This window comes from Streptomyces sp. NPDC059668, from assembly GCF_042734135.1.
Taxonomy (GTDB): Bacteria; Actinomycetota; Actinomycetes; order Streptomycetales; family Streptomycetaceae; genus Streptomyces.
On sequence record NZ_JBHWEL010000089.1, the window covers coordinates 15,745 to 36,347 of the forward strand.

At 69.7% G+C, this 20,603-nt stretch carries 20 protein-coding genes and 1 pseudogene; 5 read left to right on the top strand and 16 right to left on the bottom strand.

Annotated features, from left to right (window positions below):
* Positions 1–92 precede the first annotated feature (92 nt).
* A complete protein-coding gene (locus tag ACFV2J_RS37310) occupies positions 93–1,877 on the bottom strand; it encodes a trypsin-like serine peptidase (RefSeq protein WP_385096916.1) in 1,785 nt (594 codons plus the stop codon).
* 465 nt (positions 1,878–2,342) lie between these two features.
* Here ACFV2J_RS37310 and ACFV2J_RS37315 point away from each other — a divergent pair, with 465 nt between their 5' ends.
* A complete protein-coding gene (locus ACFV2J_RS37315; protein WP_385096918.1) occupies positions 2,343–3,044 on the top strand; it encodes a hypothetical protein in 702 nt (233 codons plus the stop codon).
* Between the two features lie 119 nt (positions 3,045–3,163).
* On the opposite strand, the gene ACFV2J_RS37320 is transcribed toward ACFV2J_RS37315, so the two are convergent.
* Positions 3,164–3,970 (bottom strand): hypothetical protein, encoded by an 807-nt coding sequence (locus ACFV2J_RS37320; RefSeq protein ID WP_385096920.1) that lies wholly within the window; start codon positions 3,968–3,970, stop codon positions 3,164–3,166.
* A gap of 153 nt (positions 3,971–4,123) precedes the next feature.
* The gene (locus ACFV2J_RS37325) at positions 4,124–6,238 is read right to left on the bottom strand and encodes a discoidin domain-containing protein (protein WP_385095155.1); all 2,115 of its coding nucleotides are present in this window, start codon (positions 6,236–6,238) and stop codon (positions 4,124–4,126) included.
* A gap of 501 nt (positions 6,239–6,739) precedes the next feature.
* Here ACFV2J_RS37325 and ACFV2J_RS37330 point away from each other — a divergent pair.
* On the top strand, positions 6,740–7,528 hold the full coding sequence (locus tag ACFV2J_RS37330) for an AAA family ATPase (RefSeq protein WP_385095152.1): 789 nt from the start codon (positions 6,740–6,742) through the stop codon (positions 7,526–7,528).
* Positions 7,529–7,587: 59 nt separating this feature from the next.
* Here the strand turns inward: ACFV2J_RS37330 and ACFV2J_RS37335 are convergent, their stop codons facing one another.
* The 7 genes from ACFV2J_RS37335 to ACFV2J_RS37365 all read right to left on the bottom strand — a co-directional run bounded on the left by ACFV2J_RS37335 (position 7,588) and on the right by ACFV2J_RS37365 (position 12,007).
* Positions 7,588–8,208, bottom strand: coding sequence for a dihydrofolate reductase family protein (locus tag ACFV2J_RS37335; protein WP_385095149.1), 621 nt, complete (start codon positions 8,206–8,208; stop codon positions 7,588–7,590).
* The gene (locus ACFV2J_RS37340; protein ID WP_385442916.1) at positions 8,208–8,714 is read right to left on the bottom strand and encodes an SRPBCC family protein; all 507 of its coding nucleotides are present in this window, start codon (positions 8,712–8,714) and stop codon (positions 8,208–8,210) included. The genes ACFV2J_RS37335 and ACFV2J_RS37340 overlap by 1 nt, the downstream gene beginning before the upstream one ends.
* Positions 8,715–8,717: 3 nt before the next feature.
* A complete protein-coding gene (locus ACFV2J_RS37345) occupies positions 8,718–9,059 on the bottom strand; it encodes an ArsR/SmtB family transcription factor (protein ID WP_385095142.1) in 342 nt (113 codons plus the stop codon).
* A gap of 274 nt (positions 9,060–9,333) precedes the next feature.
* Positions 9,334–9,870 (bottom strand): hypothetical protein, encoded by a 537-nt coding sequence (locus ACFV2J_RS37350; RefSeq protein ID WP_385095139.1) that lies wholly within the window; start codon positions 9,868–9,870, stop codon positions 9,334–9,336.
* Between the two features lie 252 nt (positions 9,871–10,122).
* Positions 10,123–10,869, bottom strand: a complete 747-nt coding sequence (locus ACFV2J_RS37355; RefSeq protein ID WP_385098309.1) for an ALF repeat-containing protein — start codon at positions 10,867–10,869, stop codon at positions 10,123–10,125.
* Positions 10,870–11,108: 239 nt separating this feature from the next.
* Positions 11,109–11,510 (bottom strand): ATP-binding protein, encoded by a 402-nt coding sequence (locus tag ACFV2J_RS37360; RefSeq protein WP_385098307.1) that lies wholly within the window; start codon positions 11,508–11,510, stop codon positions 11,109–11,111.
* Between the two features lie 224 nt (positions 11,511–11,734).
* Positions 11,735–12,007: a hypothetical protein gene (locus tag ACFV2J_RS37365; RefSeq protein ID WP_385096420.1), complete on the bottom strand. Its 273-nt coding sequence runs from the start codon at positions 12,005–12,007 to the stop codon at positions 11,735–11,737.
* A 351-nt stretch (positions 12,008–12,358) separates the two neighbouring features.
* On the opposite strand from ACFV2J_RS37365, the gene ACFV2J_RS37370 reads away from it, so the two are divergent.
* Both ACFV2J_RS37370 and ACFV2J_RS37375 read left to right on the top strand, forming a co-directional pair.
* A complete protein-coding gene (locus ACFV2J_RS37370; protein WP_385096423.1) occupies positions 12,359–13,057 on the top strand; it encodes a hypothetical protein in 699 nt (232 codons plus the stop codon).
* Positions 13,058–13,504: 447 nt separating this feature from the next.
* Positions 13,505–15,787, top strand: coding sequence for a tectonin domain-containing protein (locus tag ACFV2J_RS37375; protein ID WP_385096426.1), 2,283 nt, complete (start codon positions 13,505–13,507; stop codon positions 15,785–15,787).
* A 297-nt stretch (positions 15,788–16,084) separates the two neighbouring features.
* Here ACFV2J_RS37375 and ACFV2J_RS37380 read toward each other — a convergent pair whose 3' ends face one another.
* Together ACFV2J_RS37380 and ACFV2J_RS37385 are read right to left on the bottom strand one after the other, a co-directional pair.
* Positions 16,085–16,375 (bottom strand): WhiB family transcriptional regulator, encoded by a 291-nt coding sequence (locus ACFV2J_RS37380; protein WP_385442923.1) that lies wholly within the window; start codon positions 16,373–16,375, stop codon positions 16,085–16,087.
* A 333-nt stretch (positions 16,376–16,708) separates the two neighbouring features.
* Positions 16,709–17,641: a LysR family transcriptional regulator gene (locus tag ACFV2J_RS37385; RefSeq protein ID WP_385090862.1), complete on the bottom strand. Its 933-nt coding sequence runs from the start codon at positions 17,639–17,641 to the stop codon at positions 16,709–16,711.
* 70 nt (positions 17,642–17,711) lie between these two features.
* Here ACFV2J_RS37385 and ACFV2J_RS37390 point away from each other — a divergent pair, with 70 nt between their 5' ends.
* On the top strand, positions 17,712–18,599 hold the full coding sequence (locus ACFV2J_RS37390; protein ID WP_385442926.1) for an SDR family NAD(P)-dependent oxidoreductase: 888 nt from the start codon (positions 17,712–17,714) through the stop codon (positions 18,597–18,599).
* 192 nt (positions 18,600–18,791) lie between these two features.
* Here the strand turns inward: ACFV2J_RS37390 and ACFV2J_RS37395 are convergent, their stop codons facing one another.
* The 4 genes and pseudogenes from ACFV2J_RS37395 to ACFV2J_RS37410 form a co-directional block, all read right to left on the bottom strand.
* Entirely contained in the window at positions 18,792–19,169 is a 378-nt protein-coding gene (locus ACFV2J_RS37395; RefSeq protein WP_385090856.1) for a fic family toxin-antitoxin system, toxin component, read from the bottom strand.
* A complete protein-coding gene (locus tag ACFV2J_RS37400; RefSeq protein ID WP_385090853.1) occupies positions 19,169–19,408 on the bottom strand; it encodes a hypothetical protein in 240 nt (79 codons plus the stop codon). The genes ACFV2J_RS37395 and ACFV2J_RS37400 overlap by 1 nt, the downstream gene beginning before the upstream one ends.
* A 65-nt stretch (positions 19,409–19,473) precedes the next feature.
* Positions 19,474–20,376, bottom strand: coding sequence for a neutral zinc metallopeptidase (locus ACFV2J_RS37405; protein WP_385090850.1), 903 nt, complete (start codon positions 20,374–20,376; stop codon positions 19,474–19,476).
* A 134-nt stretch (positions 20,377–20,510) separates the two neighbouring features.
* Positions 20,511–20,603, bottom strand: a pseudogene (locus ACFV2J_RS37410) (NADP oxidoreductase); the annotation flags it as partial.

A 20,603-nucleotide genomic window follows, 5' to 3' on the forward strand; every position in this document is an offset into this window, starting at 1 on the left:
CGCGACAGTTGTTTATACCCCCCCGGCCCCCCCCTGCGCCGGGGCCCCCCCACCCCCGCGGGTGCGGGGCCCCGCGGGAGCCGTAAGAGGCCTCAGGGCGCGACGAGTTGGTGCTCGTCACCGAGGCCCGACGCGTTGCCCTCGGTGTACAGGCTCAGTTCGCCGTCGGACCAGCGGACGAGGGTGTCGTCCGGCCACGGGTTGTCGCTGAAGTCGCCGCCGGTGACGAGCATGGCGTGCTCCCACAGACTGTTCGGCGCCTTCCACCGGTGCTCGCCCCAGCTGTCGCCGGTGCCGGTGAAGTCGTCATAACAGGTCACTTCGCCGTCTGACCAACGCACCACCAGGTCCCAGGTGTCGGTTCCGGTGTAGTCGCCGGAACCGATCTCCACGGCGTGCTCCCACAGCTTGTTCGGGTTGACGACCTTGGTCTCCCTGCCCAGGCTCGTGCCGGTGTTCTGATAGAGCGTCAGTTCGCCGTCCGACCAGCGGACCACCAGGTCGTCCTGCCACTTGTTGCCGCCGTAGCGACCTGCGGTCAGGGCCTCGGCGTGCTTCCACGTGTCGTTCGGCGGCATCAGCCGCTTCTCGCCGTGGAAGCCGCTCTCGTCCACCGAGGGATACAGGGTGAGTTCGCCGTCGGACCAGCGGACCATCAGGTCGGAGCCGTTGTCGCCGGTGAAGTCGCCCGCGACGACCTGCACGGCATGGTCCGCCCAGAGCTTGTTCGGCCCCTGGACGCGGATCTCCTTGTCGAAGTAGTTCAGCCCCTTTCCGGCGCCCCGGTAGATGGTCAGCTCGCCGTCGGACCACAGGACGACCATGTCCATGTGGTCCTCGGAGACCGGCCCGTTCAGCGCGAAGTAGCCGGAGGCGATGTCCTTGGCGTGCTTCCAGGTGGACGCCGCCGGCAGCACGATCGGCGTCGGCTGCCGTCCGGCCACCGCGGCGTCGTAGATCCGCTTCAGGTCGCTGTCGAAGTACGAGGAGTACGAGGTGTCGGCGCTGTGCCCGCCCGTCTGCCAGCCGCCGGTCACGCCGACGACCTTCGGATCGTCGCCGCCGACGATGAACGGTCCGCCGGACGTGCCGGACACGTAGCCGTCGCAGTCGATCTGCGAGAACGTGCCGCCCTTCCAGCCGCCCTCGTCTCCGGTCGTGAACTTCTTCATCGGCGAGACGCAGTCCAGCGGGTCCTGCTTCGGGTGGTAGTGCGGGTCGCCGTTGTCCAGCCACGGGTAGCCGATCACCCGGGTCCTGGGGTGGTCGAAGCCGGTGTCGTAGCCGATCGGAAGGGCGCCGACGACGTCCTGGAGCTTCTTGCCGTCGGACCGGGGCTCGGTCTTGAGGATGGCGAAGTCCAGGTCGGTGTTGTCGTGATCACCGCCGCGGCGCAGATAGCGCGGGTCGGCATAGATCTGCCCGACCTTGATGGGGAACAGCCCGTACGGGGCCGGGTGGTCCTTGCTGTGCTTCGGCACGAAGACCTGCTTCGTGTGCTGGTCCTGGCTGTCGAAGCAGTGCGCCGCGGTCAGGACCAGGTCCTTGCCGGGCGACGGCACCACGGTGCCCGCGCAGTAGCGGTGATAGAGCTCGCCGTCCCGGCGCTCGTCCCAGTAGAACGTACCGACTTCCTTGACACCCTCGAACGTGTGCGACGGCGACCGCAGCAGCTTCCTGCGCTGCGCGGCGGACAGCCCGGCCTCGCGGGCCTGGTCCTCACGTACGGGCAGAGCCTCGGCCATGCGCTCGGGCGTCCAGTACTCCTCCAGCTCGGACAGCGAGTCGGAATCGTCGTCCGGGGCGCCGCTCGTGGGAGGCGTGGTGGGTGTGGGCGTGCCGGTGCCGGACGGGCTCTCGGCCGCCGAGCCGTTCACACCCGTCGGTGACGGGGCCGAAGGGCCGGCAGGGCCGGTGGTGGTCTCCGAGGGTGACGCCCCGGGGGTCGTACGGGGTGTCACGGTCGGCGAAGCGGACGGACCGGCGGACGGTGCGGACGAATCGGCGGGCGAAGTGGACGAACCGGCAGGCGAAGTGGACGAACCGGCAGGCGAAGTGGTTCCGGCGGACGCGGTGCCGGGCGTCGGCCCGGCCCAGGCGGACGCGGACAAGGTGAGTCCGGACAAGGCGATTGCGGCGGTCACCGCGGTCACGGTGACAAGGCTGTGTCTCAGCCTCATGTCCCCCTCCATATGGTCGTTCCGGACCGTGGTCAGAGATCCGGATCTTGTGCGAGCCGCCGACCCTAGCAATGACATCCCCTCATGCCGAATCTTCTTGCGAAATAACGCCATCCGGTACGGCCGAGCAACCTCTGGTCCCGAAAAGGCATCTGACCCGGTATGGCGACGACACCTCACCCCTCCACCGGCTCGATCCGGCGGGCCCGCGCGCTCGGTCTCGTCGTAGGAGCCTGCCTGGCCGCGACCGCGTGCGATTCCACGGGCGACTCCGCCCGGCCGTCAGCCGCGCCGTCCGGCGGGACCGGTCGGCCGTCCGCCTCCGCGCCCGGCTACCGACAGGCGTACGACGCGGGATTCGCCCTGGGCAAGCGGCTGTTCGAGGACGGCGGCAAGGGCTCCGCGGTACGCGAGGTGAACGGTGGGTGCGTCCGCCGCGCCCTCACCGCGAAGCCCGCGGCGGTGGTGGACCTCGACCGGGGAGCATGGGTCCTGGGCTGCAAGCAGGGCAGCGGAAACAGCACCCCCAACCCGCCGAGCGGCCCCGTCACCCGGCGCGAGCCGGACACGGACCTGCTCCACCGCTTCGCGGGCTGGGCGCGGACGAACGGGGCCGCGGACTCCGCCCGCCACCTCACCGGGGTCACGCTGGTCCACCTCGACGCCGGCGAATACGACGTCGACCTCACCACCACGTACACCGCGGGAGCCGACGGGCCCGGCGCGCGCCGCCTGGCCCAGGACTTCGCGCGCTGGTGGGACGGCGACGACGGTGACGCAACGGCCTGGAACCTCGTCGTCGCCGACACCGACGGGCAGCGCCTTGCCACCCGCGACCTGCACTCCCGTCAGAAATCGTCGTGACCTCTTGCCCGTTGGCCTGCTCGCGCCCCTGACGACGGCCACCGGCGGGCGCCGGGAGGTGTAAGTCTCTGGCAGGACGGTCAGTTGATCGGACAGCCCTGTCCGATGGGTGATCAGCCTCAGTCCACTCCGGGCGCCAGCCTGAGCGACTCGTTCATGCCGTGGGGATAGAGCCAGGGGCTGTGGTCACCGTCCCGGAGCCGGTCGACCGCGATCAGCGCGTCGGCCGCGGTCTTGCAGCGCGGATGCCGCGTGGCGAAGGCGGCGATGCGGGCTCGCTGCGTGGGCAGCCAGGTGGCGATCACCTGCGGGTCCCCGTCGTACCACCAGGCGAACTGGAGATCGTCCCAGAGAAGGTCGGTCCCCCAGTCGAGAGCGAGGCGGACGAACCCGGCGTCCGCCTCGGGACCGGCAAGCCCGGCAAGGTGCTCCAGCCACGGCTCCATGTCCCCCGTCGCGTGAGCGATTCCCTCCAGGAGGTCGGTGACGCGCGAAGCGGGCAGACCGTCAACCAGTGCGATCGCCAGCAGTGCGCGGAAGGCCTGTTCCACAACCGCGCGTTCGGGCGCGGGCCAGTCGGCGAACTCGGCACCGTGCGGGCCGAGATGACCGAGTTCCGCGGACGGATCGGTGCCATGGCCCTCAGGCCCCCAGTAGCGCAGTGCTCGGGGCATGAGACGACGCCACAGGACGGGATACTGGTCCGCTTCCCAGTGGCTGACGACCTCACGCATGAAGTGCCCGAGGACGTCGTCCGGCACGGCAGCGGGATCGCCGCCGAGAATGCGCAGGTCCGACTCCGGGGTGCAGTAAGTACAGCCTTCCACCGGCCGGTCGAGTTCGGGCGGTGACGCGAAGACCCGGTCGGCCTCCGCCAGCGCGTGTCGCCACATCGTGTACGGATCAGGGTCAAGAGGATCGGACATGCCACGACCTACCGAGGGGACTCCGCGCAGGAGAACCTGGCGAAGAGCGGGACACTACCACCTGGCGACGTCCGACGCCCCGGCCGTCCGGCCCGTGTGCCGGGATGCGCGGGGCATCCCGGCACACGGGCCGGACCGAGTGGGACCGCTCGGCTACTGCGAGACGCGCACGTAGTCGACCAGCATCTTCTGCGGGAAGACGGTGGTGGCGTTCGGGGCACCCGGCCAGTCGCCGCCCACCGCATTGTTGAGGATCATGTAGAAGGGGTGGTCGTAGACCCACGGGCCCTTCGTCGTCTCCAGTGTGGAGCGGGCGACGGTGAAGAAGGCGTTGTTGTCGACCGTGAAGGTCATGTGGCTGGAGTCCCAGTCCAGCGCGTAGGTGTGGAAGGCGGACGAGAAGTCACTGCCCGCGACCTGGTACGGCGAGCCGAAGCCGCCGCCGCCGTTGTAGGCCGGCGCGTGGAGGGTCGAGTAGACGGTGTCGGGCACCTTGCCGATGTGCTCCATGATGTCGATCTCACCGCAGGCCGGCCACGGGGTACCGGTCTTGAAGTTGGACCCCAGCAGCCAGAACGCGGGCCACAGTCCCTGTGTGCCGGTCACCTTGATCCGCGACTCGACATGTCCGTAGGTGAAGTTGAAGTGGTCGGAGGTGTTGATTCGGCCCGAGGTGTACTGGCAGGTGGTGGAGCCGGTCAGCGGATCGGTGGGGCAACTGGAGCCCGGGGTGGCCTCCTTGCGTGCCTCGATGACGAGGTTCCCGGCGCCGTCCATCGTGGTGTTCCTGCCGTTGGTGTAGTACTCCAGCTCGCCGTTCACACCGGGGCCGGTGTCCTGGGTCCACTTCGAGGCGTCCGGCGTGGTACCGGCCGGCGTGTTGAAGTCGTCCTGGAAGACGACGCGTTGGGGGTTGCCCGGGTCGGACGGGTCGGGCGGCGGGGCCGTCGGGCTGCCCCCGGTACCGAACACGTCGAAGGTCCACAGGGAGTAGCCGTACGCCGTGCCGCGCGCCGTGCCGTACATCCGCACGTACCGGCCGGTGCCGTCGACGTTCAGGGTCTGCTTGAACCCCGTGCCGGTGGTCGTCGAGTAGACGTCGGTCCAGTTCGTGTTGTCGGCCGAGACCTGGACCCTGTAGGCACTGGCATAGGCCGGGTCCCATTGCAGGACGACCTGGGTGACGTGCGCGCTCGCGCCGAGGTCGACGCTGATCCACTGCGGGTCGGTCCAGCCGCTGCCGGCGGCCGTGGCCCAGCGGGTGGCCGGGTCGTGGTCGAAGGCCTTGGCGGGGGTGCAGCCGCCGCACTGCGCGTCGTCCTGCGCGCTGGAGGCGGTGGCGGGCTTCTTGTAGGAGAGCAGCACCGCGTTGCCGCCGCCCGGTGGCGGGGTGGTCCCGGTGGTGAACACCTGGAACTCCCAGAGCGAGAAGCCGTACTGGGTGGCCCGGGTCGTCCCGTTCATGCGGACGTAGCGGCCGGAGCCGGTCAGGGTGAGAAGTTCGGTGGCGCCGACACCGGTGGAAGTCTGGTAGACGGTGGTCCAGTTGGTGCCGTTGTCGGAGACCTGGATCTGGTACGCCTTCCCGTAGGCGGCCTCCCAGCTGAGCTGAACGCCGCAGATGCTCTGCGTGGCGCCGAGGTCGACCTGGATCCACTGCGGTTCGGCGGCGGCGCTCGACCAGCGGGTGTCGGTCCTGCCGTCGACGGCGGCCGACGCGGGGGTGCCGGCGTTCTCGGTGGACGAGGCGGTGGCGGGCTTGTTCAGCGCCGCGTTGGTGGTGGAGCATCCGGTGCCGCCGCTGCCGCTGGTGCCGTAGACCTGGAACTCCCAGAGCGAGAAGCCGTATTGGGTGGCACGCGCCGTGCCGTACATACGGACGTAGCGGCCGGTGCCGTTGACGGTCAGTGTCTGCGTGCCGCCGGTGGCCGTGGTGGTCGAGTAGATGTCGGTCCAGGATGCGCCGTCCGCCGACGTCTGGATCTTGTAGGCCGTGGCGTAGGCGCTCTCCCAGTTCAGGACGACCTGGTTGACCGTGGAGGTCGAGCCCAGATCGACCTGCAGCCACTGCGGGTCGGCGGCGGCGCTGGACCAGCGCGTACCGGCGTCGCCGTCCACCGCGGCGGAGGCGGGGGTGCCGACGTTCTCGGTGGACGAAGCGGTGACGGGCTTTCCCTGCGACAGCAGGGTTCCGGCCGCCTGTGCGGGTGCCTGCACCAGGGCCAGCAGGCAGGTCGCCAGCAGAGCCGTGACGACGGTGAACAGCACGGTTCGGGGCGAACGTGCGGTGGGACGGCGGAATAAGCGGTACGGGGGTCTTCCACTCACGGCGTCTCCTGTGGGTTGGTCGCCGAACGAGAGAGCGCTCTCCGGATGACTGATGGTTACGGCCTTGTTGCTGACACGTCAAGGCTGTGAACGAAATCGGGCGGCAGGCTTTCCCCGGTCGCGATATGGCTTCAAAGAGTGAAGACGTCTGAGCTGCACGGACCCGGAGCGCCCGTTATGTCCTCCCTGGTCGGTGAACCGCTGAACGCGACGCATATACGGGCCCGGGCGGCCGGCCCGGGCCCGCGTCCGCCGGGTGCGCGCTCAGGACACGCTTCCCCCGGACCGTCGGCGAGGGCCTGTAGCGTGACCCGGAAACGCAGCCTTCCGCCTTGCAGTCAGAGGTCAGAATGTTCGGGAGTCCCACGTGGCCAACGACGAACTCTCGCCACCGAACAGGCGTCGGGCCACGACCCTGACCGCAAGCGTGGCCCGCCCCTCATGACCTCCGCGAACGGCAGGTTCATCCAGCAGGTCCGGCTGACCCCGGACGTCGACAACAGCCGGTACCCCTTCAGCCTTCCGGCTGTGCGGCAACTGGCCCGTGCAGGCGCACTCACCCTGCCACCGGGGGTCACGTTCCTGGTGGGTGAGAACGGCGCGGGAAAGTCGACGCTGATCGAGGCGATCGCGGTGGCGGCGGGGTTCAATCCCGAGGGCGGCAGCCGTAACTTCCGGTTCGCCACCCGGGCCACCGAGTCCGAGTTGGGTGACCACCTGATCTTGACCTGGGAGATCCGCAAGCCGCGTACCGACTTCTTCCTGCGGGCGGAGTCCTACTACAACGTGGCCAGTGAGATCGAGAGGCTCGACGTGGCCGGGGGACGGCCACTGCTGCCGGCCTACGGCGGGGTCTCCCCGCACGAGCGCTCCCACGGGGAATCGTTCCTCGATCTGGCCACCCACCGTTTCGGACCCCGGGGACTGTATCTGCTGGACGAGCCGGAGGCCGCCCTCTCCGTCCAAAGCTGCCTGGCCCTCCTGGCCCGCATGCACGAACTCGCCGCGCAGGGAAGTCAGTTCCTCGTGGCCACACACTCACCGGTACTACTCGCCCTCCCCGGTGCCACGATCATGGAGATCTCCGACGAGGGCGGGCTGGAGCAGGTCGAATTCGACCAGGCCCTCCCGGTGCGTCTGACACGCGAGTTCCTCGGAGCGCCGGGCCGGTTCCTGAAAAATCTTCTGGGGACCGGTGAGACCAAGGGAATTCAGGACAGTTGGCACTGATCGCGTAGGTGCCCCGGCCTGCTCGAACTGCGTCCCACGGTCCATCCCGTCCGGGACGGTCACCGCTCCCTGACGGCGTAGGTCAGGTGCGTCACCCTTGGGGAGGGCTCCGCGTGGACCGGCTCCAGGGCGACGCGAGTCGCGTCCACGCCCTCGAACAGGCGGATCCCTGAACCGAACAGCACGGGTGACAGCGCGATCGAGAACTCGTCGATCAGGCCGGCGTTCAGGTACTCCAGGATCGTCGCGCCGCCGCCCGCGACGCGGACGTCGCGATCACCGGCGGCCTCGCGCGCCTGGTCGAGCGCGGTCTCGATGCCGTCGCCGACGAAGTGGAAGGTGGTCCCGCCGGCCCGCTCCCAGGGGTCGCGCTTCTCGTGCGTCACGACGAAGACCGGCGTGTGGAACGGCGCCTCCTCCGGCCACGCGTGCTCGCCGGCGTCGAACATGCGCTTGCCCATGACGCTCGCGCCGGTGCGCTCGAACGTCTCCCGCATGATCTGGTTGTCGCGGCCTTCCTCGCCGCCCTCGCCGAGCCCCAGGTTCTCCCGGAAGAACCGCTGCGGGAAGACCCACTGCTGCAGTTCCCTCCACTTCTGCCCCATCAGGTCCTTCGGGGACTCGGGCGCGATGAAGCCGTCCAGCGACATCGTCACGCTGAAGAACACCTTGCCGGCCATCAGTCCTCCGCTCCCTGTCGAACGATCTCGGCGACGTAGGCGGCCAGGTTGTCCATGGTCTGCCGGCCGCCCTCGATCGCGTGGTACTTCTCGACCGCTTCGTCGCGCAGCTCCTTGGTGGGGAAGACCGTGCGCATCTCGATCCGGGTCGCCTCGCCGTCCGGCGTAAAGGTGAGGGTCGACTCGAAGGCGTTCGGGTCGCCGTGGGACTCGCCGTGGAGCAGCGCGATCCGTGACGGCGGGGCGATCTCGGTCCAGGAGATCCACTCCTGGTAGTCCGTCCCGTCCGGTCCGTGCATCACGAAGTCCCACGCCCCGCCGACGCGGAACTCGAACGCCCGTGTGGTGGTGGTGAACCCCTCCGGGCCCCACCACCGGGACAGGTGCCGTACCTCGGTGAACGCCTCGAACACCAGCTCCCGTGGGGCACCGATGACCCGGGAGATCACGATCTCCCGGTCGGCCGTCGCTGCTCGCGCCGGCGTGTCCCGTCCTGTCGCTGCCATCGGTCACTCCTCCTGTGCTGCCCGCTCGAGGTCCTGCACGTACTCGTCCAGCCGGTCGAAGCTCTCGTTCCAGAACCGCTCGAACCCGCCGGTCCACTCGTGGACCGGTCGCAGCCCGCGGGCGTCCAGGCCGTACAAGCGCTGCTTGCCTGCCTTGCGGTCCCGCACCAGCCCGACCTCCCGGAGAACCCGCAGGTGTTTGGACGCTCCCGGCTGGGTCATCCCCAGCTCCTGGGCCAACTCGGTCACCGGCCGCTCACCCGCCCGCAGCAGGAGCAGGATCTCCCGGCGCTGCGGCTCGGCGATCGCGTTGAAGACGTCCGACGTCGTCGCTGCTCGTGCCATGAGGCCGACCATATTCCGATATCGGCATGCGTCAAGCCGGAGGAGGACGGAATCTCGGATCCTCCGACGGGTTGAGTCTCGTACCGGCCCTCACCAGGTCGAGTGGCCACGGGGGGCGTTCCCGGTCCCGCTCAGGCGGGCGGTCCCTCAAGCGTCCGCGCTGCCACTCGATGCCGTCCTACTTGCTCGCGCCGTGAGATGTCCGAAGGCATGGCTGGAGCGGAAGGCCGCAGCCGGCTGCGCATCGGGGCAACGGGGCGCCCTTTGCGCCTTCTCACGCCGAAGGGCCGGCGGCTCGGCGCTCCGGCCCGGCCGGCATCGACCGCTGGGCGGCGGACAGCCGGGACTTGGCGATGTTGCGGATGCGGCGAGTGCGGCCGCTCTCGGCGAGAACCTCCAGAGCGGTCACGGCCGAGGACTTTTCGGCGGCGTGGAGCTGTAGCCAGTTGGAGGCGGCGAGCAGGTTCCCGGCGTCCCACGGCTCGCCCAGAGTCATCGCCCGCAGCAAGGTCCACTCGTCGAGGCGCCTTGTGGAGAAGTCGTCCACTCCGACAGGGCCGGTCATCTCCAAGTGCCAGGCGGGATAGCCGGGATCCGTGAGCAGTTCGGCGGCCCGCCTGTCGAGGTACTCGCAGACGGCGCTGTTCGCCATCCCCTGGTCCGGATCGGTGAGTACATGGGTGATGAGGGCGGCCGCATCCGCCGGGCCCACCTCGTCGAACGCCCTACGGTAGCGGGCGAACCGCACGTGCTCGTCCGGCTCCCAGTCAGGATCGTCCGCTGACGCCGCGCCGCCAGACACCGCCGTCACCCCTCACCTCCGGTCCGGGCCGGACGCCTGCCACAACACTGGCACCCCGACGCCTGGCGAAGTCCCGTGCTCCCGTGCTCCCGTGCTCCCGTGCTCCCGTGCTCCCGTCGGATGGTCGGTGTCCGGCGCGGCACCTCGCCACGTTGTCGGATCACCCCGAGTACCCCTGGTACGCGGGAGCTCCGCCACCTTGCGAGGTGCCGCGCCGGACACCACGCGCTGACCCGACGGGAACGGGTCGGACACGACTGACTAGGCGCCGACCTCGTACTGACCCACCGTGCGGAAGTGGCGCAGTGCCTCCGGGGAGCCGTCGTCGAGGGCTGCCTCGGCCGCGGCGCGGACAGCGGCGCTGGTCTTCGGGTCCGCGAGCAGACGGAAGATGTAGACGGCGTCGTCCTCGGCCTGGGCCAGGCGATAGCCCGTCACTCTGAAGGCGCGCAGCGCTTCCGGAGTACCGCCGACAACCTCGTTGGCCTCCTGGGCCACCCGCTTGTCGCCGTTGGCCCGCGCCAGGAACAGAATGTGGGCGATCGCCACCCGGTCGTCCTCGGCCTGAGCCAGTAGGTAGCCGGTCTCCAGCCATGTGCGCAGCGCTTCCGGGGAGGGGTCGTCGAGGAGCTGGTTCGCCTCCCGGATCACCCGCTTGTCGCCGTTGGCCGTCGCCACGAACAGAATGTGGGCGACCGCGACTTGGTCGTCCTCGGCCCGGGCCAGTCGGTAGCCGGTCTTCAGGAAGGCGCGCATGTCCTCCACGGTGCCGTTGAGGGCCTCGTTCGCCTCTCGGACGACTGCCACGCCGCTGCCCGCGTCCGCCAGGAGGTCGGATATCGCGGTGCGCAGTTCGGCCTCCGACATCTCGTCCACGGGGGTGTCGGACGTGGCCGACACGCTGGTCGCCGGGGCCTGGGGGCCGGCGGCGAACGCCGGGCCGGTGAAGAGGAGGGCCGGGGTGAGTGCGGTGGCCACGACGAGCAGAGCGGCGCGGGTCGGTCTCATGAATGCATGCCTCCGTGATCAGACTGCCGTTGATCAGATCCTCATCCCCGCACTCCATCAGCGTCAAATGCGAATTCGCCCGACGATGCGCGGAGTTGGGGACTGGAAGGGAGGTCGTGCGGGCGTCGCGGCGGACGGTGACAGGGTCTCGCCCGACCGCTCCCCCACCGCAACCGCGCTCAGCAGGTGCTTCCCTGTCCGGCGGGGCGGGTCGGCACGCGCGCCGGGTCCTCTGTCTCTCAGTGCGCGGCGGCGGGGCGGAAGCATGCGGTCACGGTCTTGCCGTGCCGCTGGCACTTCATGCTCCAGTCGTCAGCGAGGGTTTGTACGATGCCCATCCCCCGTCCGGACGTCGCACCGGCCTCCGGGTCGCGCTGACGGGGCAGGGTGGGGTCCTCGTCGTGGACGCTCACGTGCAGGCAGTCGCCGTCCCAGGTGAGGACGAGATGGGCGTCGCTGTGGGCGTGGACGTGCGCGTTGGTGAGCAGTTCGGACACGCAGAGGACGACCGCGTCAGCCGTGTCCGGTTCTTCGGCGGCCCATGGCAGGGACCGGAGATGGTTGCGTGTCCAGTGCCGTCCGGCCCGCACGCCTCCCGATACCGCGAACGAGTGCGCCCAACCCATGGCTTTGACTGTCACTGCCTTCACTCCCCTTGCCGTCACCCGCTCAGCTCCGTGCAGGAGCCGGGTACCCCGGGCCCGTGCGGGCAGGCGCCCGAATCACACCCCTGGTCGTCCGCCACCCGGACGACCAGTGCGTTCGGCCGGGCCTCGGCACCGCGCCCGCGCCACCCCTCGGCGGGGCGGCGCGGGCGCGGTGACCTGGAGCCGTGAAGCCGCGGCTGTCCGACGTACCGGCCGGGTCAGCCGACGTGCCAGAAGACACTGCCGCCATTGTTCGCGGCGACGACGAACATCACGACCATGAGCAGGATGTCGGCCACACCCAGGCCGATGTCCCACTTGGGCATGGCGCCGCCGGTCTGACGCAGCGCGACGGCACCGAAGACGATCGCCAGGGGTCCCAGGACGATCGGCAGGATGAACAGGCCGACGATGCCGCAGACCAGTCCCGCGACAGCCAGACCGTTGGTCCGGCTCGTACGCTGCGCACCGCTTCCGCTGTAGCTCGTCATCACTCTTCTCCCGGATTGTCGCCTTGCGTCGCCTCTGACCTTTCAGTCTCTTTCGGGTTACCCGTGATCGAGAGGTCATGCCTGCCTGACGCCGCCAAGGCCCCTCACCCCACGGGCAGTTGAGCAAAGACCGCACGCCGGGGAGAGGTCGGTGTGACGGCTGGTCGAGGGCCGGCTGGACACGGGCACGCCCCTGATGACCTCGGGCGATCCTCCGGAGCGGTCGGCCGCCGGCTCAGCCGCAGTCCGCGTACGCGATCTTCCGAACCTGAGCTCGACTAGAGTCTGCGAAGGTCGGCGGGACTCATGGGGATGGTGGGGGCTTTGGTGGGGCTGAGGCGTGGCAGACGGGTGTTGTACGAGCTCGGTGCCGGCCTGACCGTCCTCGCGATGACGGCCGGCTGCTCAGCGAACGGCGACCACTCGGACGGCAAGCCCAACGGCATCGAGAAGCAGTCGGTGGACCGCATCTTCACGCGCGTGGACAAGGCGCTGGACGCGGCGTCGGTGCACACCGTGCAGTTGTCGGGGGGTCGCACGCTCGTCGACGTCCATACGCTGCACGGCGGCGACAGTTGCACGGGCCTGTTCACCGACGAGCAGGGTTTCGCCTGGCACTTCACCACCCTCGGGGGACGGATCTGGATCAGCCCCCGGCGGCGGAGCACGCAGCTGGCCGACCGCACAGGCGCCTCGGTGGAGCCGGGCCGGTACCTGCCGGTCGAGGTCAGCTCGCCGGGATTCGCCGGAACGCTGGCACAGCGCACCAGCGCGTCCTGCCACATGCGTTTCTCCGTGCTGAAGCAGCAGCACATGGTATTCACGAAGGGGGCCGAGACCCGCGTGAACGGACGGCCCGTCCTGGCCGTGAAGGCTGAACAGGGCGACGTGAAGAGCACCGTGTACCTCGCCACCACTGGTGAACCGGTGCCGCTGCGGGTCGTGGGCCATGACGGGAAGCACGTCTTCACCACGACCTGGCAGGACTACGGCGTCAGCCCGAAAATCGCGCGACCCCCGAAGTCGAAAATCCTTCCCTCTTTGTCCTGAGCCCGGCAGCCGATCGGCGTCTGCCTTCCTGCCGCCCGCGGGCGGCTTCCGCAGGCGGCCGCGGCAGTGTGTGCCGGCGGCGTTGACGACGTCCTTGGCGTCGCCGGCTGGGAAGTCGGTGTGGCCGTCGAAGTTCACGTAGCCCGTGAAGAAGCGGCTGTACGCGGCGAAGGACGTGCCTGCCGCCAGCCTTTTGCGGCATCTGCTTCGCGAGCATCCCTCAGCTCGAACCAGGCACGGACGGACCGCACCTCACCGCGGCCGCGTTCACCGCGGATCGCGAGGCCCTGTCGGTCGCATGGAACGGCAAGGAACGGAGTGGAACGCCCAACCCTCAGGTGGTCACGCGGGGTTGCTCAGGCCGCGCACTTCTTGAGGGCGCGCGGCTTCGGACGGGTCGGCTCCACCGCATCAGCACATGGGCCGAGAACCGGGACAGGGATGGATATGTCGAGAAAGAGCCTGCTGTTCGCAGTGGTCGGGGCCCTGGTGGCCTCGCTGGCCGTGTCCGGCGGCACCGCCGCGGCCGGCGTGCCCGCGGGGGCCGCTGACGGCGCGTCGAACTCGCAGGCCTTCAGCATCACTTCGGACGACCAGCAGAACCAGTTCGTCCAGGCGGTCGGCACCCCCGACGCGACAGTGGTGATCGCCGGGACCGTGAATCTTGATCTGAGCGGCCTGTCGGCCATACCGGTGGCACCCGGGGTTCGGATCATCGGCGATCGTACGGTCGTCGCGAAAGGGCCGCGCATCTTCACGACGACGTTCCCGCGCGCGCTGCTCACCATCGGGGACAGCAACGGCGGGACCGCTGACAACGTGCGGATCAGCGGGATCAGGTTCGACGGCGGGGAGCCGATGGACCCCCGGGCGTCGGTGGGTACCACGGACGCCGACGGGATCGACATCTGGTCCAGCCAGAACGTGCAGATCGACCACGACGAGTTCGCCCGGTGGCGCGGCGCGGCCATCAACGTCCAGGATCCGGGCAACCGGATCAACCGTGCCAACGCCGACACGGTGTGGGTGCACGACAACTACATCCATGACAACCAGCACCCCACCATGGACGGCATCGAGGACGCGTTCGGCAGCCACCACGGCGCCGGGTACGGGGTGGCCCTCAACAACGGCGCCTACGCGCTGATCGAGAAGAACGAGTTCCAGGCCAACCGCCACTCGGTCACCGGTGACGGCCGGCCGGGCACCGGGTACCTGGTGTACCGCAACCTCATGGAGTCACCCGGGCTCGGCTTCTCGCTGCTGGGCTGGGACCACTACGAGCACCTCATCGACATGCACGGCCGCGGGGACTGCTCCAACTACCAGTGCGGGCCCGCAGGCGAGTACGCCGACATCGCCTACAACTCCTTCCCCTCCACCAACTCGACCGAGATCAAGCTGCGCGGCACGCCCACGGACGGCTTCGACGTCGAGAACAACGTCTTCGCCCACACGGTCCGGTGGTCGACCACGTTCACCAACGGCGCGCTGGACCAGACCGAGACCGGTCTGCACGACAACGGCGGGAACATCCTGGGGGCGAACCGGGACAACCAGCGAACCTGCGACTTCGACGGCGACGGCATCACCGACCCCTTCATGACCACCGGCCTGACCTGGTGGTTCGCCACCAGCGCCGGCGACCAGCACTGGGTCTACCTCAACCAGTCGAACGAACGCATCGCCGACCTCCGGTTCCGCGACGTCAACGGCGACGGACTGTGCGACGCGACCTCGGTGAACACCGGCAAGGTCTACTACACCCACCGCCAGACCGACGACACGGTGCGTCCCGGCAACGGTCTTCCCACGGTCGCCCCCGTGCCCGGCTCCTCGGTCGCCATGGCATCCCAGGACGAGACGGACGCCTCGAAGGGGGTCCAGGCGTTCGCCGTCGACGCACAGGGCGGGCTGCACACCACCCACATCGTCCCGGGGCAGCCGGCCCCGGACTGGACCGCCGAATACGACACCCCCGCACCCCTGACGTCCGTGGCGGCGGCGGCCGAAGCCGACGGGCGGATCGAACTGTTCGCCCTCGACCGGAACGGGCTGATCTACTCGCGCGCGCAGACGAGTCCCGGGTCGGGCACGTGGTCGGCATGGCGGAACATCGACGGCGTCCTCAACTCGATCTCCGTGGCGCGCAACCAGAACGGAACCCTCCAGATCTTTGGCACCAACTCCGCCGGTACGATCTGGACCCGCTCCCAGCAACAGCCTTCGGTGGACAACTGGAACGGCTGGCAGCAGATGGACGGCCTCCTGAACAAGATCGTCGCGGGAACCCACGCGGACGGGACGATCGAGATCGACGGCTTCAACTTCAATGGCACCCCGTTCCACCGCCGGCAGACCACCGTGAACGCCACCAGCCCCGGGTCCGGCTGGTCGCCGTGGGCCCAGATGTTCACGAATCAGGGAGTGCTCACGGACATCTCCGTAGCCCCCACCTCCTACCAGGAGTTCGCGTTCTTCGGGGTCTTCGGTGACGCGGCGTACCAGAACACCGAGGTGTCGTGGGGCGGTTACAACACCGGCGGGTGGCACGCGCTCACCTACGGCAGCGGCATCCGCAACGTCGCCGCGCAGCGGTGCGGCACCGACGTGCTCCTCATCGGCGTCACCGACGACGGGAGGACCGAGATCAACGAGATCGGGGGCGGTTTCATCGGCGGTGACTACGGGTGGACCCTGATCAACGGTGCCACGGCGCGGGCCACTTGATCCGTGCCGACGACGCGGCGGACCGACGCGCACGACGTCCGCCTGGACTCCCGTTCCGGTCCGGATTCCTGATCGGCGGCTCTGTCGGTGCTTGCTCGTACGCTGCCGTGCGGAGATCCTGACCTCGATTCCGAGGGGCGCGGTCAGGATCGCCGCAGTGCTGCTGATCACCGTTGGTGACGTCGCGTACTCGCGCGACGGGGGCGTCGGTGCGAACAGCGCTGAGGGGCGTTTCCAGGGTTCCGGACCCTTCAGCCCCTTGGGCTCTTGTTCCGTGCGAGCGCGCCCTTCGCGTCCTCAGCCGGCCCGGGACACCACGTCGTCCCGGCCCGCTTCCAGTACGTAGAGCCAGGAAGTGACGTCCGGCTTGCGCCGCAGCAGATCTCTGCGCTCCCGCTCGGTCATGCCGCCCCACACCCCGAACTCGATCCGCTCGTCGAGGGCTTCAGCCAGACACTCGGTGCGCACCGGACACCGCATGCAGATCATCTTGGCCCGCTTCTGGCGCGGACTGTCCGCGAACAGGTCGTCCGCATCGGAGCTGCCGCAGGCGGAGTTCTCTCTCCAGTCGGTCTTCGCACTCGTCATGACGTCCCTCTCCCCCCGCGGCTGAGCGAACTGATCACGCCGCCGCGGACTGCCGTCCCGACTCGATCCCCTGACCACGCGCACCATCCCGCTCCACCCCTCCAACGCGGCGCCGTCGTCCCGGCGACAGCCCGCGAAGCGCGCCTGTGCCCGGGGCCTCGGCCCTGTCTCACTGTCCAGCCCTATATACGCAACGCGACCCGCTTCCTCTCAGGTCTGGAGGCGCCGGAAGCGGGAGTCCGTACGGTCGCACCGAGCGATACGGCGGGCAACTCGCCGGAACCGTTCGAGACGGCATGAGCAGGGCGGGTCCGGGCCGGCGCACCCGCGTGCTCATGCGGAGGGAAGGGGCAGGTGGGTGTCGAGCGCCGTCGCGCGGAGGACGGCGGCCACACGTGTCACGGCCTGGGCCGGCGGGGCGGGCAGGCGGGCCAGGAGCAGTCGCCGCTGTTCTTGCGGGCCACCTCGGACGGGGAGCACGCGTACTCCGGGAGGTACGGCGGAGACGAGCGAGGCCGGAAGGGTGGTCAATCCGCACCCTGCGGCGACGAGATGGAGTTTGGCCAGCCAGTCGCGGGCGGTGTGGGCGATCTCGGGACGCTCGTCCAGGCCAGGCCACACGCCCATCAGGCGGTCCTCTCCCGAGGAGGAGCCGGCGATCCAGCGCTGCCCCCGGAGATCGGCCACGTCCACGTACGCACCGCGGGCGAGGGGGTGCGTGGCGGGCACCGCGAGACGCAGAGGGCGTTCGGCGAGCGTCTGCAGGGTCAGCGGGGGCGACTCGGTGTCCGGCGCGCGGAACGGCGGTGCCGAGGCGAGCAGGGCCAGATCGAGGCTGCCCGCCCGCAGCGCGCGGACCAGTGCGGGGGTGCCGCCCTCACGGCCGACGACCTCCAGTCCGGGGTCGCTTTCGCGCAGTGCGGCAAGGGCTCGGGGCAGCAGCACGGCGCCCGCGCTGGGCACCCATCCCAGACGGACCGTCCCGGTCTGCTCCGGCAGGCCGGACAGTTCCCTGGCGGTCGCGGCGATCTCGTCGAGGACGACCGTCGCACGGCGCATGACGACGCGGCCCGCGGGCGTGAGACGGGCCCCGTCGCGCCGCCGCTCCAGCAGTTCCGTGCCCGCCGCTCGCTCGATCGCGGCGATCTGCCGGGAGACCGCGGACTGGGTGTAGCCGAGCGAAGCCGCGGCCGCGGTGAAGGTTCCCTGTTCGGCCACGGCGCGCAGCACGCGCAGCGCGGTCAGTGACACATCGGTGAAGTCCATGATGTTTCCGCATGCTAGCTGTGCCGAACTTTCGTTGGACTCATGGATCCGCCGTTTCTAGCGTGGACGTATGACGACTTCACGCATCGCCCTCGTCACGGGGGCCAATCAGGGACTCGGCCGGGCCTTGGCCGAAGGGCTGGCGGCCCGTATGGATCCGCAGGACCTGGTCCTGCTCACCGGTCGCAGTCAGCGGCGTGTGGCGGACGCCGCCCGGGAAGTCACCCAGTCGTCCGCCACTCGTGCCCGGGTCGAGGGCCGGGTCCTGGATGTCACGGACACCGACGGCATCGCCCGTCTCGCCGAGGACCTGCGGACCCACCACGGCGGGGTGGACGTCGTCCTCTCCAACGCGGTCGCCCGTCTGCTTCCCGAGGAGTCGCAGGCCGAGCGGGCCGACGAGTTCATCGACGTCTCCAACACCGCGACGCACGCGATCCTGCGCTCCTTCGGCGCCGTGCTGCGCCCGGGCGGCCGGCTGCTCGTCGTGGCCAGCAGTCTGGGCACGCTCGGACACCTCGACGGCCGGTTGCACCACTTGTTCGACGGCGCGAGCCTGGACCAGGTCGAGTACGCCGTGGAGTCGTGGCGCAGCGCCATCCACCACGGGACCGCCGCGGAGGCGGGCTGGCCGCTGTGGCTGAACGTGCCCTCGAAGGTGGCCCAGGTCGCCGCCGTTCGTGCCGTCGCCGCGGAACGGCGCGCTCGGGACCTGGCCGACGAGACACTCCTCGCGGCCGTTTGTCCCGGCATGGTCGACACGGCGACCTCGCGTCCGTGGTTCAGCGACTACAGCGAGGCCCAGTCTCCCGCCCGGGCCGCTGAAGCCGTCCTCGATCTGGTCTTCGCCGAGCACGTCGACCCCACGCTCCACGGCGAGTTGGTGCGCTTCGGCAAGGTGCTGCCCTGGCACGGCGGCACGCCGCCGGCCGAGCAGGACGGAATGCTCGTCCCCTGACCGCACAGGCCACCGTCCGATCCCGCGTCCGTCAACGGCCTTCACCGCCGCCTGGCAGGGCCCTGCGCCGTCGACCCGGCGGGCGCCCGGCGCCTGTGGGACCTGTCGCAGGATCTCCTCGCCCGCGCCGGGTGATCGGGACGCGTCCGAGGCTGCCGGTCCTGCGCATCGCACGTGCCGGTTCCGCGGGCGTCAGGTGCTGGTGGGCCAGGTCCGGAGCAGGGCGGCGATTTCCCCCGCCGTGCAGGCGGGGTCGAGGAGCAGGTCCTTGAGGGCGACGGCATCCCCGTGGGCGGGTTTGACGGAAACCCCGGCCGCCTCCAGGTACATGACGCCCGAGGCGGCCGCGACGGCCATGTTGGAGCGTTCCAGCCAGCGGCACCGGCCCAGCGTGTGCACCAGCGCGGCGGCCTTGGCGTAAGGGCCGTCGTAGATGGCCTGTTCGAACAATTCGGCCCGGTGGCGGGCGACTGCCGACACGGGGACGCCGTAGTCGTCAGGTGCTGGATCGTCCGCTCCGGCCGCCTCTGCGACCTGAAGGATCCAGGGAACGTCGATGTGCAGGTTCATCAGGCCGCGTGCGCTCCCCGCGACGTCCGCTGGGCCTCTTCGGCCGTGTCGAAGACGGCCTGGTGTTCGGCCAGGAAGCGGGCGGCCGCGTCCACCGCACGGGCCCGCAGGCCGCTGGCATCGTCCTGGACCAGTCTGGCCAGGTAGTCCCCGATGCTCAGTCCCAGGTCGGCGGCGCGCTTCTTCGCGAGCTCCGCGACGTCCTCGTTCACGCGCGCACCCAGCTGAATTTTCGCCATGGCCGGATGGTAACAGCTGTTACCGTGATGCGGGAAGCGGTGACGGAAGTGCCTCCGCACGTTCCTCAGGCGAAGGTGTCGCACCGGGAGACGCTGCCGGAGCTGTAGCCGGTGGAGAACCACTGCCGGCGCTGGCTCGCGGAACCGTGGGTCCAGGTGTCGGGCGTGACCTTGCCCTGGTACCGCTGTTGGATGCGGTCGTCGCCGACGGCGGCGGCCGCGTCCAGCCCGCGGTCGATGTCGTCCTGGGTCAGCTCGGTGATCAGCGGTTTTCCGCTCTTGGGGTCGGGGGTGGTCGTGGCGTGATGGGCCCACACTCCGGCGTAGCAGTCCGCTTGGAGCTCCAGTTTCACCGAGCCGCTGTTCTGGCCCCTGCCGCTGCCCCGGGAGATCGTGCCGCTGAGGTCCTGGATGTGGTGCCCGTATTCGTGGGCGATGACGTAGGCCTCCGCGAAGGGCCCGCCCTTGGCGCCGAACTTGCTGCTCAGGTCGTTGAAGAATCCCAGGTCGAGGTAGACCTTGTCATCGGCCGAGCAGTAGAAGGGGCCGACCTCGGAGGTGGCGTTCCCGCAGCCGGTGTTCACGCTGCTGGTGAACAGGAACGTCGGGGCCTGTTCGTAGGACTTCCCGGCGGCCGTCTCGGTCTGCTTCCAGAACGCCTGGACGCTGTCGACCACGGCGACGATCCGGCACTGTTCCTTGCGGTTGGCGTCGGCCCCGGTCCGGCAGTCGGCCGCCAGGTCGCCCGCGGACGTACCCGATCCCCCGCCGGTGCCCGGCGAGGTGGTGGTGCCGCCCGAGCCGAACAGGCCCGGATCCACCCCGAAGACCACCGATGCGACCAGCACCAGGAGCCCCACCACTCCACCGCCGACGGTCTTCCCTCCACCCGGGATGCCGCCCAGCCCTCCACCACGGTTGTCCTGCACCTCGGACGTGTCCAGGGCAGCGTCGTCGTCGAATTGCATTCGCTGACTTTCCCTCGAGCAGCGCGTCGGCCCGCCCCGCGTCGTGACGCCCGCCTACCCCGTGCGAGGCCGTTCACGTCCGTCCTGCCGTGGTGGATCGGCGCCGTCGGCAGAGGGTGAGGAGGTGGCTCGGGTCATCGGGCGATCGAGATCGCGAAGGGGGTGAATCCGGTGGACCGGATGACGTGCGGGACGAACAGGATCGCGGCTTCCGTGGCGCGGGCGGT

Excerpts from the sequence above, each read along its gene's own strand:
- ACFV2J_RS37345 (WP_385095142.1), bottom strand. The coding sequence starts at position 9,059 with ATGGCACGAGCAGCGACGACGTCGGACGTCTTCAACGCGATCGCCGAG.
- ACFV2J_RS37320 (WP_385096920.1), bottom strand. The coding sequence starts at position 3,970 with ATGTCCGATCCTCTTGACCCTGATCCGTACACGATGTGGCGACACGCG.
- ACFV2J_RS37315 (WP_385096918.1), top strand. The coding sequence starts at position 2,343 with ATGGCGACGACACCTCACCCCTCCACCGGCTCGATCCGGCGGGCCCGC.
- ACFV2J_RS37400 (WP_385090853.1), bottom strand. The coding sequence starts at position 19,408 with ATGGCGAAAATTCAGCTGGGTGCGCGCGTGAACGAGGACGTCGCGGAG.
- ACFV2J_RS37390 (WP_385442926.1), top strand. The coding sequence starts at position 17,712 with ATGACGACTTCACGCATCGCCCTCGTCACGGGGGCCAATCAGGGACTC.
- ACFV2J_RS37395 (WP_385090856.1), bottom strand. The coding sequence starts at position 19,169 with ATGAACCTGCACATCGACGTTCCCTGGATCCTTCAGGTCGCAGAGGCG.
- ACFV2J_RS37380 (WP_385442923.1), bottom strand. The coding sequence starts at position 16,375 with ATGACGAGTGCGAAGACCGACTGGAGAGAGAACTCCGCCTGCGGCAGC.
- ACFV2J_RS37365 (WP_385096420.1), bottom strand. The coding sequence starts at position 12,007 with ATGACGAGCTACAGCGGAAGCGGTGCGCAGCGTACGAGCCGGACCAAC.
- ACFV2J_RS37375 (WP_385096426.1), top strand. The coding sequence starts at position 13,505 with ATGTCGAGAAAGAGCCTGCTGTTCGCAGTGGTCGGGGCCCTGGTGGCC.
- ACFV2J_RS37335 (WP_385095149.1), bottom strand. The coding sequence starts at position 8,208 with ATGGCCGGCAAGGTGTTCTTCAGCGTGACGATGTCGCTGGACGGCTTC.
- ACFV2J_RS37355 (WP_385098309.1), bottom strand. The coding sequence starts at position 10,869 with ATGAGACCGACCCGCGCCGCTCTGCTCGTCGTGGCCACCGCACTCACC.
- ACFV2J_RS37330 (WP_385095152.1), top strand. The coding sequence starts at position 6,740 with ATGACCTCCGCGAACGGCAGGTTCATCCAGCAGGTCCGGCTGACCCCG.
- ACFV2J_RS37385 (WP_385090862.1), bottom strand. The coding sequence starts at position 17,641 with ATGGACTTCACCGATGTGTCACTGACCGCGCTGCGCGTGCTGCGCGCC.
- ACFV2J_RS37340 (WP_385442916.1), bottom strand. The coding sequence starts at position 8,714 with ATGGCAGCGACAGGACGGGACACGCCGGCGCGAGCAGCGACGGCCGAC.
- ACFV2J_RS37405 (WP_385090850.1), bottom strand. The coding sequence starts at position 20,376 with ATGCAATTCGACGACGACGCTGCCCTGGACACGTCCGAGGTGCAGGAC.